The sequence below is a fragment of the Actinoplanes subtropicus genome, from assembly GCF_000721705.1.
Taxonomy (GTDB): domain Bacteria; phylum Actinomycetota; class Actinomycetes; order Mycobacteriales; family Micromonosporaceae; genus Actinoplanes; species Actinoplanes subtropicus.
Genome location: NZ_JOJL01000009.1, coordinates 36,494 through 49,318 on the forward strand (window position 1 = coordinate 36,494; position 12,825 = coordinate 49,318).

The 12,825-nt window shown below is 72.4% G+C and carries 14 protein-coding genes; 10 read left to right on the forward strand and 4 right to left on the reverse strand.

Annotation, left to right across the window (positions count from 1 at the left end; genetic code table 11):
• Window positions 1–14 precede the first annotated feature (14 nt).
• Complete coding sequence (locus tag IH26_RS0114875; protein ID WP_030436774.1) at window positions 15–719, forward strand: hypothetical protein; 705 nt, start codon at window positions 15–17, stop codon at window positions 717–719.
• Here IH26_RS0114875 and IH26_RS0114880 read toward each other — a convergent pair.
• Genes IH26_RS0114880 through IH26_RS62090 form a run of 4 tightly spaced genes read right to left on the reverse strand, consistent with a single transcriptional unit; the run spans window position 708 to window position 5,795 of the window.
• A complete protein-coding gene (locus tag IH26_RS0114880; RefSeq protein WP_030436775.1) occupies window positions 708–1,529 on the reverse strand; it encodes a patatin-like phospholipase family protein in 822 nt (273 codons plus the stop codon). The genes IH26_RS0114875 and IH26_RS0114880 overlap by 12 nt on opposite strands.
• A 9-nt stretch (window positions 1,530–1,538) precedes the next feature.
• A complete protein-coding gene (locus IH26_RS0114885; RefSeq protein ID WP_030436776.1) occupies window positions 1,539–2,705 on the reverse strand; it encodes a Dyp-type peroxidase in 1,167 nt (388 codons plus the stop codon).
• Complete coding sequence (locus tag IH26_RS55825; RefSeq protein WP_051808114.1) at window positions 2,702–3,892, reverse strand: EfeM/EfeO family lipoprotein; 1,191 nt, start codon at window positions 3,890–3,892, stop codon at window positions 2,702–2,704. Before IH26_RS55825 ends, IH26_RS0114885 begins: the two co-directional genes overlap by 4 nt.
• A 1-nt stretch (window position 3,893) precedes the next feature.
• On the reverse strand, window positions 3,894–5,795 hold the full coding sequence (locus tag IH26_RS62090) for a cellulose-binding domain-containing protein (protein ID WP_084598836.1): 1,902 nt from the start codon (window positions 5,793–5,795) through the stop codon (window positions 3,894–3,896).
• A 172-nt stretch (window positions 5,796–5,967) separates the two neighbouring features.
• On the opposite strand from IH26_RS62090, the gene IH26_RS55835 reads away from it, so the two are divergent.
• The 9 genes from IH26_RS55835 (at window position 5,968) to IH26_RS0114940 (ending at window position 12,813) form a co-directional block, all read left to right on the forward strand.
• Window positions 5,968–7,548: an MFS transporter gene (locus IH26_RS55835; RefSeq protein WP_051808117.1), complete on the forward strand. Its 1,581-nt coding sequence runs from the start codon at window positions 5,968–5,970 to the stop codon at window positions 7,546–7,548.
• Window positions 7,549–7,634: 86 nt separating this feature from the next.
• A complete protein-coding gene (locus IH26_RS0114905; protein WP_030436780.1) occupies window positions 7,635–8,459 on the forward strand; it encodes an SCO6745 family protein in 825 nt (274 codons plus the stop codon).
• Between the two features lie 121 nt (window positions 8,460–8,580).
• Entirely contained in the window at window positions 8,581–8,859 is a 279-nt protein-coding gene (locus IH26_RS0114910; RefSeq protein ID WP_030436781.1) for a hypothetical protein, read from the forward strand.
• Window positions 8,859–8,996 carry a hypothetical protein gene (locus IH26_RS59760; RefSeq protein ID WP_157437197.1) on the forward strand — a complete coding sequence of 46 codons (138 nt, stop codon included), beginning with the start codon at window positions 8,859–8,861 and terminating at the stop codon, window positions 8,994–8,996. Before IH26_RS0114910 ends, IH26_RS59760 begins: the two co-directional genes overlap by 1 nt.
• Window positions 8,997–9,195: 199 nt before the next feature.
• Window positions 9,196–9,621 (forward strand): hypothetical protein, encoded by a 426-nt coding sequence (locus IH26_RS0114920; RefSeq protein WP_157437198.1) that lies wholly within the window; start codon window positions 9,196–9,198, stop codon window positions 9,619–9,621.
• A 49-nt stretch (window positions 9,622–9,670) separates the two neighbouring features.
• Window positions 9,671–10,378, forward strand: a complete 708-nt coding sequence (locus IH26_RS0114925; protein WP_030436783.1) for a phytanoyl-CoA dioxygenase family protein — start codon at window positions 9,671–9,673, stop codon at window positions 10,376–10,378.
• A 391-nt stretch (window positions 10,379–10,769) separates the two neighbouring features.
• On the forward strand, window positions 10,770–11,309 hold the full coding sequence (locus IH26_RS0114930; protein ID WP_030436784.1) for a PadR family transcriptional regulator: 540 nt from the start codon (window positions 10,770–10,772) through the stop codon (window positions 11,307–11,309).
• Window positions 11,306–12,238: a glycoside hydrolase 5 family protein gene (locus IH26_RS0114935; RefSeq protein ID WP_030436785.1), complete on the forward strand. Its 933-nt coding sequence runs from the start codon at window positions 11,306–11,308 to the stop codon at window positions 12,236–12,238. Before IH26_RS0114930 ends, IH26_RS0114935 begins: the two co-directional genes overlap by 4 nt.
• Before the next feature lie 170 nt (window positions 12,239–12,408).
• Window positions 12,409–12,813, forward strand: a complete 405-nt coding sequence (locus tag IH26_RS0114940; RefSeq protein WP_030436786.1) for a hypothetical protein — start codon at window positions 12,409–12,411, stop codon at window positions 12,811–12,813.
• Window positions 12,814–12,825: the final 12 nt, after the last annotated feature.

Genomic DNA, 12,825 nt, shown 5'->3' on the forward strand with positions numbered 1-12,825 from the left:
GCAGCGTGGGGCGGGTGACCACGGACATCCTCACGTACGGCTCCGACCAGCCGCGCCGGCTCTCCCGGCGCGGCTGGATCGCCGTGCTCGCCGTGGGGCTGGCGGTCGTCGGGGGCCTGGCGGCGTGGCGGCTCCGGCCGGTGCCGGCGCCGGCGTTCCGGCTGATCGACCTCCAAGGGGTGTACGCCGGGATGGTGCGCTCCGACGGCCAGAACGACGCCGGGGTCATCGATCCGGGCCGGGTCGTCGCGGAGGCCGAGACCGTCTCCCCCGCCGCCTGCGAGCCGCTGTTCGAGGCGAGCGTGCTGAACCGGCCGCCGGCCGCGGCGCTCGACGGCGTCGGCACGTTCTGGGCGCTCGGCCCGACCGGGGTCTCGTTGTTCAGTTACCGGTTCGCCGGCGTCGCCGGGGCCGGCCGGGAGTTCGCCCGGCTGGCCGCGGCCTACGACGGCTGCCGGGGCGCCCGGGTGTCGGTGACCGGGCGGCTGACGGCGGCCGGGCAGCTGATCGGGGTGCGGCGGGATCGCGTACAGCTGGCTTATGTTCTTGCATCCGCGGACGGCACCAAGCTGGCGGTGCACGTGCTGGCCTTCAGCAACACGGTGTCGTGGCAGTACCGGTACGAGCCGGTGCCCGGCCCCTACGACACGCGGACCGCGCAGAACGTGATGGATTCGCTCGCCGACCAGATGCGCGCGGTGCAGGCGTTACGCCACTGACACCCGGGCGCGCTCCCGCTGGGCCTGAGCATGGCCGGCCCGGGCCGCCGGTGCTCGCCGGGCCGGATCGAGCACGTTGCGGCCGAAGGCGCGTTTCGCCGCCTGGTCCGGCTCGATCAGGACGACCTTGGCGCCCAGTCCGGCGATCTGTCGCTTGATCCGGGTGGTGGGGCCGAAGCCGGCGGTCACCGGCGCGAGGATCACCACCTCGTCGCAGCCGGCGGCGAGGTCGGCGTTGACCGGGGAGCGCACGCCACCGTCGACGTAGCGGCGCCCGCCGATGGTCACCGGCGGCCACACGCACGGCACCGCGCAGCTGGCGGCGACCGCGTCCACCAGGTCGACGCCGCGGTCCCGGTCGAAGACCACGAACTCGCCAGTCAGCGCGTCGACCGCGGTGACCAGCAGCCGCCGCTCGGGCCAGGTCGCGTCGTTCAGGCGGGCGGCGATGACCGCGCGGCGCTCGGCCTCCGGCACGGTCGGCGCGGCGAGCGCCATGGCCCCGATCCGGGCCCGGGCCCGCTGCTCGTCGCGCCGGCCGGCCGCCACCCAGGCCCAGCGCAGGATCGTCGCCAGGCCCAGCCGGGCGGGGATCTCCGCGGCCGGCGGGGCGAGCTGGCCGGCGTACATGGCCGGCAGGTCGAGGCCGGTGGCCACCAGCGCGCCGACGACCGAGCCGGCCGACGTGCCGATGACCACGTCGGCGCCGGTGAGGTCGGCGCCCGCCTCCGCCAGGCCGGCCAGCATGCCGATCTCCCAGGCGACGCCGGTCACCCCGCCACCGCCCAGCACCAGTGCCCGTTTGGTCATAAGGGCACGCTAACCGAGTAGGGCGCGCCCGTACCAGTCCTCTTTGGACGTGACGCCGGGCAGCGCGAAGAAGTAGCCGCCGCCGAACGGCCGGAGGTAGTCGTTGAGCGGGTCCTCGGCCAGCCGTTTCTGCACCGCCTCGAAGCCGCGCCGCAGGTCCTGCTGGTACGCGCAGAAGATCAGGCCCGCGTCCAGGTCGCCGCCGGGGACCATGCCGTCGTCGTAGTTGTACGGGCGGCGCAGGATGCGGCTGTTCGCCGTCTCCGCGGTACGTGGGTTGGCCAGCCGGATGTGCGCGTCGAGCGGGATGACCACGCCGGACGGGTCCCGCTCGTAGTCGGGCTGGTCGAGCTCGCGCACGCCGTCCAGCGGGGCGCCGCTGTCCCGCCGCCGGCCGATGATCGCCTCCTGTTCGGCCAGCGACACCCGGTCCCAGAACTCGGTGTGCATCCGGATGAACCGCAGCACCTGGTAGCTGCCGCCGGCCGCCCAGTCCGGCTCGCCGGCGCCGGCCCAGATCAGCTCGGCGCCCTCGGCCTCGACCGGGTTGCTGGTGCCGTCCTTGAAGCCCAGCAGGTTGCGCGGCGTCCCGGCCGGCCGCGGCGGACTGAGGAATCCGGCTCGCCGGTAGCGCAGCAGCAGGCTGCCCCGGGTGGCGCGGGCGATGTCACGCAGCGCGTGGTGGACCGTGTCCGGGTTGTCGGCGCAGATCTGCAGCAGCAGGTCGCCGTGGCACCACGCCGGGTCCAGCGCGTCGCCGGGGAAGACGCCCATGGTGGTCAGCGTGAGCGGCTTGCGGGCGGCCAGGCCGAAGCGCCCGTCGAACAGCGAGGCGCCGACCGAGACGGTGATGGTCAGCCGGTCGGCGGGGACGACCGGGCCGAGCACGCCGTTGTCGGCCGGCGGGGCGGTGATCGGGCCGGCCGGCGGTTCGCCGCCGGTGGTGAGGAAGCGGGCCCGGGTGGTGAGGGTCTGCAGCGCCGGCCGGAGCGACCCGACGACGTCGAAGGCGGCGAAGACGGCGTTGCGCTGCGACGGCGTGAAGATCCCGGCCTGGTGCGGCCCGTGGAACGAGGGCGTGTCGTCTTTCTTGCCCAACTGCGTCCCGGGCAGGGCGGCCACGGCGACCGCGCCGACGGTCAGCCTCTTCAGCACATCGCGACGGTTGACGGTCACGAGCCGGTCACCTCCAGCAGGCCGGGCGCTTGGGCCAGGAGTTCCAGCACACCGCCGAGATCGGCGTCGACATCCCGGCGTACGGCAATCGCATGTCTCAGCTTTTCCAGCGCGGCATGAGCGGCCGGGCGCAATTCGGGTCGGCGCTCGTCGAGCAGGGAGCCGAAGAGGTCGAGCAGCGCCTCGGTCGCGTCCACATCGGCCGCCATCTCGGCGAGGCCGGCGCCGGCACCCATGTCGGTCCGGCCGGTGCGGTGGAAACGCAAAGCATCTTCCAGGATTTCGTGTACGCGCAGCGGCAGGTCGACGGCGGCCGGCGTCGCGCCGGGCAGGTCCCCGCGCAACGCTGTCACCTGCTTGCCGACGGCCTCGACCAACGGGAGCAAGGTGCCGAGCGCCTCGCTGTGCCAGAGGCCGTACTCGATGCGGCGCAGGCCGGCGAAATCCTTGTCCCGCACCCCGGCCGGCAATCCCTGCGGCAGCCCATCGATCGCGTCCGCATAGGCACCGAAGCTGCCGTACGCCGCGCCGACCCGATCCCAGGTCAGTTGCGCGGTGAGCCAGGCGGCCCGCGCCTTCGCCCGGTCGGAACCGGCCACGGCGGAGCGCAGCGCGGTGACATCCCTGGTCAGCTGATCCAGGACGCCGGCCACGTACTGCTGGTAGGCCTCGCGTACGGAAGCCTGCTCTTCCGGAAGAACCGGGGTCGTCGGCGTGTAGGGCAGGGCCAGGCACGGCGACGAGACGGCGAGGCGCAGGTAGCTGGCCGCGCGCTGGCTGATGCCGACCCGGAAGCCGGTGGCCGGGTCCTCGGTGAGCAACTGCGAGTTCTGGCCGGGCACGTCGGTGACCAGGTCGTAGCCGAGACCGGTCCAGCGCTTGCGCAGCGCGTCGACGGCCGCGGCGCCGGCGGTGGCCGAGGGCGGCATCAGGCTGTAGCGCGCGGAGATCGAGTACGTGCCCGGCGGGTCGGTGCAGGCGCCGATCGTGCTGATCGCCTCGGTGTACCGGATGTCCCGGGAGATGGCCTTGATGGCATCGGTGCGATATTTGTCGATCAACGCGCGCGCCTCAGGCTCGGTCGGCACGGGGGTCGCCGCTTCCGACGGGGCCAGGACGAAGGCCCCCGCCGCCGCCACGACGACGACCGTCGCGGCGGCGAGCAGGGTAATTCGGAAATTTACCATTTTAGTAGGTGAAGGAGTAACCGGCCGACGAGACCCCACACGACGAGACGTACAACGTGTAGGAGCCGTGCGGCAGGCCCGAGGGCAGGGTGAAGTCGGTCGACTGGGCCTCGCCTGCGGCACTGGTGATCATCGAACTGAAGTTGAACGTACGGGCGTAGTAGACGTGCCCGGCGCTGTCCCTCAGCGAGACGATCGGGTAGTTCTGCGGGTTCTGGTAGTCGTCCTCGCCCAGGCTCACCCGGCCGCTGAGCTGGGTGCCGGACAGGTGGTAGGTGCCGCTGCCGGTGATCGAGGTGACGGTCGGCCGCCAGGCGTCCTTGGGCGAGCCGATCGGCGTGTAGACCCAGTTGCGGCTGCCGGCGGCGGCCAGCACCTGGCCGTTGGGCAGGTTGATGAAGTTGACCGGCGCCCCGCCCGGGTCGTTCGGCTGGGTGATGATCGAGATCGTGTTGGTGGCCGGGTCGAACTCGTTGACGTTCGCGCCGGACGCCGACCCGCACTCGTTGGTCAGCCAGCTGCACTTCACCGAATCGAAGATGACCTTGCCGTTGCCCTCGGGCGTGGCGTACACGTCGTCGGTGAACGAACCCTGCGGGATCCCCGGGCCCTGCTGCCACGAGCCGGGGTCGCTGGGCTTCGCGCCGGGGGTGTAGATGACCGATGTGTTGTGGCCCATGGCGAGGATCCGGCCGTCGTACATCAGCGTGACGGTCGAGGTGTCCACACTGCCGTTGGCGTACGTGGACGGCGGGCGGGCCACCGTGTACCAGGCGTTGGCGGCCGGGTCGAAGCGGTAGGCGCCGCCGTTGCCGATCGAGACGATCGAGCCGTCCGGCAGCGGTACCCAGCCGTCCTCGGCGGCCGGCGCGGGCCGGTTCGGGCCGGCGGTCCACTTCGCGGTCTTCCCGTCGAAGATCTGGGTACGGGCCTGCGCCTGGTCGCTGGAGACGATCCGGCCGTCCTTGAGGTGGGCGGTGCCGGTGTCCCAGAGGTTGCCGTAGAGACCGGACTGGCCGAGCGTCCAGGTGTTGGCCACCGGGTCGTACAGCTGCACGCCGTTGTGGTCGTTGGACGAACTGCCGGACGGCCACTGGTAGATGTACTCGCCGCCGGCCTGGTAGAACCGGCCGTCCGGCAGGAGCTGCTCCTGGGCGGCGCCGACCCCGTACGGGCTGGTCGCGAGCGACTTCCAGGTGCCCTTGGTGTAGTCGCCGAACTGATCGGGCACGAGCTTGACCCACTGGTGCAGGTCGCTGCCGTTGGACAGGATGCTGCCGTCGGAGAGCAGCCACATGAAGGTGCCCGCGCCGCCGTTGTACGGGTTGACCGGGACCGCGGTCCAGGTGCCCGGGGTGCCGGGGACGGCCGGCGGGGCGCCGGTCGGCGGAACACTGGTCGGCGGCGTGGTGGGCGAGGTGGTCGGCGGCGTCGTCGGGCTGGTGGTCGGCGGGGTGGTCGGTGACGTCGTCGGCGGCGTGGTGGTCGTGACCCCGCCCGTACACGCGATGCCGTTCAGGGTGAACGCCGTCGGCGACGGGTTGGAGCTGGTCCAGGCGCCGTTGAAGCCGAAGCTTGCGGTGCCGTTGGTCGCGATCGCGCCGTTGTAGCTGACGTTGGTGGCGGTGACCGCGGCGCCGCTCTGGCTGACCGTCGCGTTCCAGGCCTGGGTCACGGTCTGGCCGGCGGCGTACGACCACTTCAGGGTCCAGCCGGTGATCGGGTCGCCGAGGTTGGTGATGGTGACGTTGGCGCCGAAGCCGCCGGTCCACTGCGAGCTGACCGCATAGGTCACCTGGCAGCCTGCTGCGGCGGCGTGGGCGACGACCGCGCCGGTGATCGCCAGCGCGACCGCGGTTGCGGTGCTCGCCGAGACGAGCATCCGGCGGAATCCTTTCCGCATCGTCCTCTCCTTGCGGCTCGGTGGAGGGCCGCGATGTCCCACTCATCGACGGTCATCATTGAACCGACAGCATGGAGGACGAAAACCTTTTCGGCAAGGGCTTGCCCGGTGTCGTCGCCACTTGCCGGGTCGGACGTTTGGCTCCGGCGCGGGCGGCTGATTTGATGGGCTGGTGTGGCGCTCTCCGGCAGCACGGGTACCGGCGCTGGGGCTGGTGACGGTCGGCCTGGGGCTGAACCTCAGGGCCTCGATCCTGCTCGGCCCGCACCTGTACGAGCGGTTCGGCGTCACCCCGGGCTGGTACCTCGCCGCGGTCGGGTTGCCCGTGCTGGTGGCGGCGCTGGTCCGGCTGCCGGTGGGGGTGCTGACCGACCGGTACGGCGTCCGGGTGATGTTTCCCGCCGTCAGCCTGGTGGCCGCGGCCTCGGTGATCGGTCTCGGCCTGGCCGGCTCGTTGCCGGCGGTGGTCGTCGCCGGGGCGGCGGCGGGCACCGGAAGCGCGGCCTTCGTCGTGGGCGCCGCGTCCGTGTCGCTGATCTTCCCGTACGGCCGGCGGGGCCGGGCACTGGGCGTGTTCGGCCTCGGGGCGGCGCTCGCCGCGGTGCTCTCCGCCGCATCCTGGCTCATCGACCGGGAGGGCCGGCTGACCGCCCTGGTGCTCGGCGGGTTGCTGGTGGCCTTCGCCGCGCTGGTGCCGGCGCTGCTCCGGGAGCCCGCGCCGGGTGGCCGCGCCGGTTCGCCGCTGCGCGAGTGCGCCGCGCTGGTCCGGCTCGCCGCGACCTCGTCGGTGTCGCTGCTGTACATGATCGCGCTCAGCGGCATGCTGTCGATCGCCGTGTTCCTGCCCGTCTACCTGGCGACGGCGCTGCACTTCGAGTGGTTCCACGCCCGGGCGGTCACCGGGGCGGTGGTCGTCCTGGCCTCCGTGGCGCGGCTGGTGGGCGGCTGGCACACCGACCGCCGCCCGACCGCCCGGCTGCTGGCGGTCTGCTACGGCGTCGCCGCCGGCCTGTGCCTGGTCGTCGCCCTGGCGCCCCGGTGGTGGCTCCAGGTGGGAGCGATCGCCGGGATGGCCGCCTGCGACGGCGTGGCCGGCGGCGCCCTGCTCGCCCTGATCGGCAAGGCCGCGCGGCCGTACAGCGTGGGCGCGGTGATGGGCGCGACGGGCGCGGCCGGCGCCCTCGGCACGTTGCTTCCCCCGCTGCTGCTCGCCGGCCTGTCCTACACCGCCGGCTGGACCTTGCTGGCCGCGGTGCTGCTCGCCGCGCTGCTGTACGTCCGGACGCGCGGCCTCGACGTCGGGCTGGGCCTGGCCGTCCGGTTCCGCCCGGGCCCGAGTCCCACCGCGACGACCGTGGCGGTCCTCGACGAGCCGGACACCCGGCTGGACGCCGCCGCGGTGGTCGCCGGACTCGCCGAGTTGGCCACGACCGACGAGGTGGTCGTCGTCTACGGGGTCGACGAGCCGGCCCGGCTCGGGCTCAGCGCCGCCGGGCTGGCGGCCGGCCTGCGGACCCGCCTGCCCCGGCACAGCGTCGTCGCCGTGCCGGTCGGCGAGCATCCCGAGCTGCTCGGGCACGACGCACTGCGGCTCGGCGAGCACGTCGAGGCCGGCGCCTTGACGATCGCCGTCACCTCGGCCTCGAGCCTGCGCCAGGTCGCTGCCGACCTCGCCCTCTACCTGCAGGCCGACCGCATCCTGACCGTTTCCTACGACCCCGCCGAGGGCGCCGAGCTGATCTCGCCGTCGTGAACGACAAGGGCGAGGGTGTCCGATCCGGGCCACGCCGTTCGTCGTCAGGTCAGAGGCGTCCACCACCACTACGGGAGAGCCGACCGATGCCGCACCCACTGGCCAAGATCCACCGCATGTTCGAGCTGCTCGAGCCGATCGCCACGGTCACCTTCTCCGACGTGACGACCGAGGCCTTCCTCGCCGTCGGCATGCGCGACTACTGGGACGGCTACTTCGCCGGCCGGGCCGCGCCGCTGGGCGTGGCGCCGCCCGAGGTGGTCCACGCGGTCTTCTACAACTTCGCCCCCGGCGAGGTGGCCCGCCACATCCCTCGGGTCTGGGCGAAGATCACCCCGCAGGAGGCGATCGCCGTACGCGAACGGGGCAGCACCGCCGCGCTGCGCCAGTTCCTCGGGGAACTCGCCGACTCCCCCGAGCTGCCGCGGGTCGCCGGCCTCGCCACCCGGGCCGCGATCAGCGCGCCGACCGAGGGCCGGGCGCTGTACGCCGGGCTCCGGGCCCTCGACGTGCCCGAGGAACCGGTGGCCCGGCTCTGGCACGCGGCGACCCTGCTGCGCGAGCACCGCGGCGACGGCCACAACGCCACCCTCCTCGCCCACGGCATCGGCGGCACCGAGGCCCACGTCCTGCTCGCACTCTCCCTCGGCATGCCGGCGGAGGAGTTCGGCCGCGTCCACCACCTGCCCAGGGCCCAGCTGGCCGCCGTGGTCGACGGGCTGCGCGCCCGCGGCCTGGTGAACGCCGCCGGCGGGTTCACCGACGCCGGCCGGGAGACCAAGGACCGGATCGAGGCGCTCACCGACTCGCTGGCGGCACCGGCTTACGAGGTGCTCGGCCCGGACGAACTCGACGAGCTGATCGCCGGCCTCGAGCCGATCGCCGCCGCGCTCCAGACCGCCGACCACTGACCATATCAAGTTGTCTATTGACCAGTAGGCGCTAGACGGATACCCGGGCCGGTTCGAACGTGACCAGGAGCGGCTCGACTACTTCGCCGTAAATATCCCCGACGACCTGGACCCCGACACCATGCTGGCGAGCCCCACCCCCGCGCTCGCGCTGTTCACCCGCAAACCCGCGCACGATCTCATCGAGCGGGTCACCGACCGGATCGCCGCCACCGAGAGACACGACGACAAACTGCTGCATGCCGAACTGGGTATGCTGGTGGGAGGCTCGCTGGCGGCCCAGCTGGTCGAAGCACTGCGAAGGAGAGACATGAACAACATCCTCGAGCAGACCGCGACCGGCCGCGAGATCGCCCGCAAAACCGCGAAGAGGGTCGCGAACAAGGCCACGTCGACTTGATGCGGGCTGCGCTCCAAGCGGCCTACGGCGACATCGCCGACCTCGACGAGCTCGCCCGGCGCTTGGCCGACCGCGACCACAGCGGCAACATCGCCCGCATCATCGCCGGCGCGACACTGGACGAGCTGCGCTCCTGACGCCTGGTACCGCGGGCCGCCGCGTGCGACGACAGTCACCGCGGTCGGCCTCCGCCAGTCGCTGGACCGCGCCGGCTCTCCGCCCGCGGTCTGAAACCGTACGTTCGGTTCGCGTAGGGTGTCGTCGATCATTCGACGAACCCCTTTGGAGGACTGCGTGCGCAACCTGGCCCGACGACTGTCAACCTCGGTGCTCGCGATGGCTGTCGCCGTGGCGGCGTTCGGCTCGCCGGCCTATGCCGCGAACCCGTACACCCCGGCCAGCGCCTGCAACGACGAGTTCGGCGGCTCGTGGACACAGGTTTCCGACGGCCACCGCTCGATCATCGCGGACGACGGCGCCGACCTGGGCGACGTCTACCTGATGTACAACAGCACGACCGGCTACAACTGCGTCACCATGCTCAAGACGAAGTACGCCGGCACGGGGTCCAGCATCAAGGCCAGCATCAAGGTGGACGAGGAGGGCACGGCGCGGGATTGGCACTCGGACAACGGCTTCTACAAGTACTACGCCGCGGTCCAGCGCTACGGGAAGGGCATGTGCATCCAGTACTGGGCCAGCACCCTCTACGGCGGATTCTGGCAGGGCAACGGCCGGGACAGCTGGGGCAACTGCATCTGAGGCGCCGTTATTCGGTGGCGTGACGCGGGGACGCCGGAAGACTGGGACCATGCAACGGTTCGAGGCGACCGGCGTCCTGCGTCTCCCCGGCGCGTTCACCGCCGATCAGGCCGCCGCCATGCGGGAGGCGATCCGGCGGCACGCCGAAAGCCAAGCCGGGTCGCCGGTCGTGAACTGGCAGGCGCTGAGCCGTGACCCGGTGTTCCGCCCGCTCGTGGAGAACCCCGCGGTGACCGACGCGCTGGATGCGATCTTCGGGGCGGGTGGCTGGCGACGGCCGCGGCCCGGCGCCCAGATCCTGTACTCCCTCCCCGAGCCGGGCCCCTGGGTCCTGCCCGACGGCTGGCACATGGACTGCGGCTTCGAGCAGGCGACCTGGCCGGTGCCGTCGGTCAAGCTGTTCGCGTTCGCCGGCGAGGTCGGCCCGGAAGGCGGCGGCACGCTCGTGCTGCCCGGCACGCATCGGCTGGTCGAGCGCTACCGGGCGGCCCTGCCCGCGCCGGCCGGTGCCGGTAAGGAGAACTGGCTCGCCTTCATGCGGCACGACCCGTGGCTGGCCCGGCTTCTCGACGGCGGCGGCCGGCAGCTGATCGGCGCGGCCGGCGAGATCGACGGCGTGCCGGTCGAGGTGGCCGAGCTGACCGGATCGCCGGGCGACGTCGTACTCACTCACCTGCACGTCTTCCATGCGCGCTCACCCAACACCGGCGCCGTGCCCCGCCTCATGCTGGGGAAGGCGGTGGCACGGGCCGGTTGAGGCGGATCAGCCGACGGACAGGACGATCGCGCCGCGGTAGGTGCCGCCCGGAACGATCTCGGTCGGTACGCCGTCGACGGTCATGCTGACGTGCTTGCCCCGCGGCGCCGCGACGACGGAGCCCGCACCCGCTGCCGCTGACCGTCTCCGGCACCGACCTGTGCGCCTTCGTCCCGGCCCGGCTGGCCGCCCGTTGCCGCGGCCCGCTCGGCCTGGTCACGCCCGAGGTTCCGTTCGCCCTGCCCGAGCTGGTGGAAGCCGCCCACTGGCACCCGTCCCGCTCCGCCGACCCGGCCCTGAGCTGGCTCCGCGGCCAGCTCATCGAGGCGGCCCGGCTCTCCGGCGGGGGCGACCCTAGCCAATAGTCGTATACGCCTATATGGTGGGAGGCATGCCGCTGGATGCCACCCGCAACAGCCTCGTGCTCCCGATCCTCGGCCTCCTCGTCGAGCAACCCGCCCACGCGTACGAGGTCACCACCCGCCTGGAAACCCGCTACCCGCACCTCAAGATCCGGCGCAGCAGCGTGGTCACGCTCCTGAAATCGCTGGCCGACGACGGTCTGATCGTTCCGGGTACGCCGGAGAGCGTCGCCAACCGGCCCGCGCGAACCACGTACCGGCCCACCGGCGCCGGGATCGAACTGTTCCGCACCCGGGTCCGGGAGGCGCTGGCCGGGACCGCGCCCGCCTCGGCCGACTTCCTCACCGCCGTGGCGTACCTGGGCATCCTGCCCACCGCCGAGGCGATCGCCGTGCTCCGCGCCCGGGCCGAGCGCCTGCGGCGCGAGACGCCGGTGATCCCGCCCGGCCTGCCCGAAATCCAGATGATCGAAGTCCACTACTGGCTGCGCGTGCTGGCCACCGAGATCACCTGGCTGACCGAGACCGCCGACCGGCTGGCCGGCGGCGACCTGGAGGTACTCGTATGAAGTTCGGTGCCTACGTCGGCAGCCGCGCCGGAGCCACCTGCTCCGGCCCCGCCGACCCGCTCCGCATCGGCCCGCTCGTCGACGACCTGTCCGGCGGCCGCCCCTTCGTCATCCGCGAATACGTCCGCTGGTGCGGCGGCAACACCGCCCTGGAGCAGGAGATCGACGCCGCCGGCGACCTCGACCACCTGACCATGCCCGACGACTGGTACGTCACCGGCGGCCGCGAGCTGGATCTCGTGCTGAGCTACCTGCCACCGGTCGCCGACCTCGACGGCTGGCTCGCGTTCATCGACCGCGCGCTCGACCGCTACGGCCACCTGGTCAGGTACCTGCAGGTCACCCTGGAGGCGAACTTTCCCATCCCGCGCATCGACGGCAGTTCCCCCGGTGTGCTCGCCGCCCTCACCCAGGGGCTGCCGCACGCGCGCCCCCGCGTCCGCGACGGCGTCCGGGTCGGCTTCTCCCTCGCCGAACCCGCGGAATGGCTCGGCGGTGACGATCAGTTCTGGAAAGAGCTCATTTCCTTGCCGTGCGACGTGTTCGCCGCTCACGTGGACTACGTCGGCCTCGGCGTCTACCCCGACGGCTTCTCCCCGCACGGCGACGTCCACGCCGCCACCCGGCACGCCGTGAACCACCTCCGCGACCGCCTGGCCGAGGCCCATTTCCCGGCCGGCCTCCCGATCCACATCGCCGAGGCCGGCAGCCCCAGCGGCGCGCACCGCACCCCCGCCGGCCAGGTCTCCTCCCTGACCGCCCTGGTCGACGCCGCCACCGCCGCGGGGGCGACGCAGTTCGAGCTCTTCGCCCTCTCCGACGCCGACTCCGCGTCCGAGTCCCCGCTCGGCACCTTCGGCATCTGCACCGACGACTACGTCCCCAAGCCGGCCTACGAGACCTACCGATCCCTGGTCAGGCGCACATAGCGCTGGAGATACCCGTTCGGGTTCGGCCATGGGAGTCGACGCTGCCCGCAATCGGCTCCGACCGATGGCCGGACAGCTGTGCGACGGGCGCGGCCGACGATCCCGTTCCGGCTAGGGCGCTCCTACCGTCCAATACTGCCCGGTTCGGTCTTGCTACGGAGGTAGCCGCCATGTCGTCGGAGTCCATCGTCCCCGCAAGCCTCCCGCCGGCTCGGCCCGGCGACACGACCTGCACCACCATCGCCTGCCGGCGCACCGGTTCGGTGGTGGCACCGCCCCGCTGTCCGGCATGCGGCAACCGAGTACACCTGGTGCAGGACGGCGAGCCCGTCCCGAAACCGCTCACCACCATCCCGCAACCTGCCCCGGCGGCCCTCGGCGCCGGCGAGATCCTGTCCCGAACCATCTTCGGCGGCTTCTGGGCGCTGGTGACGCTCGGCCTGGTCATCGCCGGCCTCACCGGAATGGCAGCGGGCGAGCCGAAGTCCTTGCTGGCCCTGGTCGCCGCCGTACTGACCGGCCTCTACGCCCGCTACATCTTCCGCGGCGGCCGCTTCCGCATGCTGTTCTGGTAACGTCAAATCAAC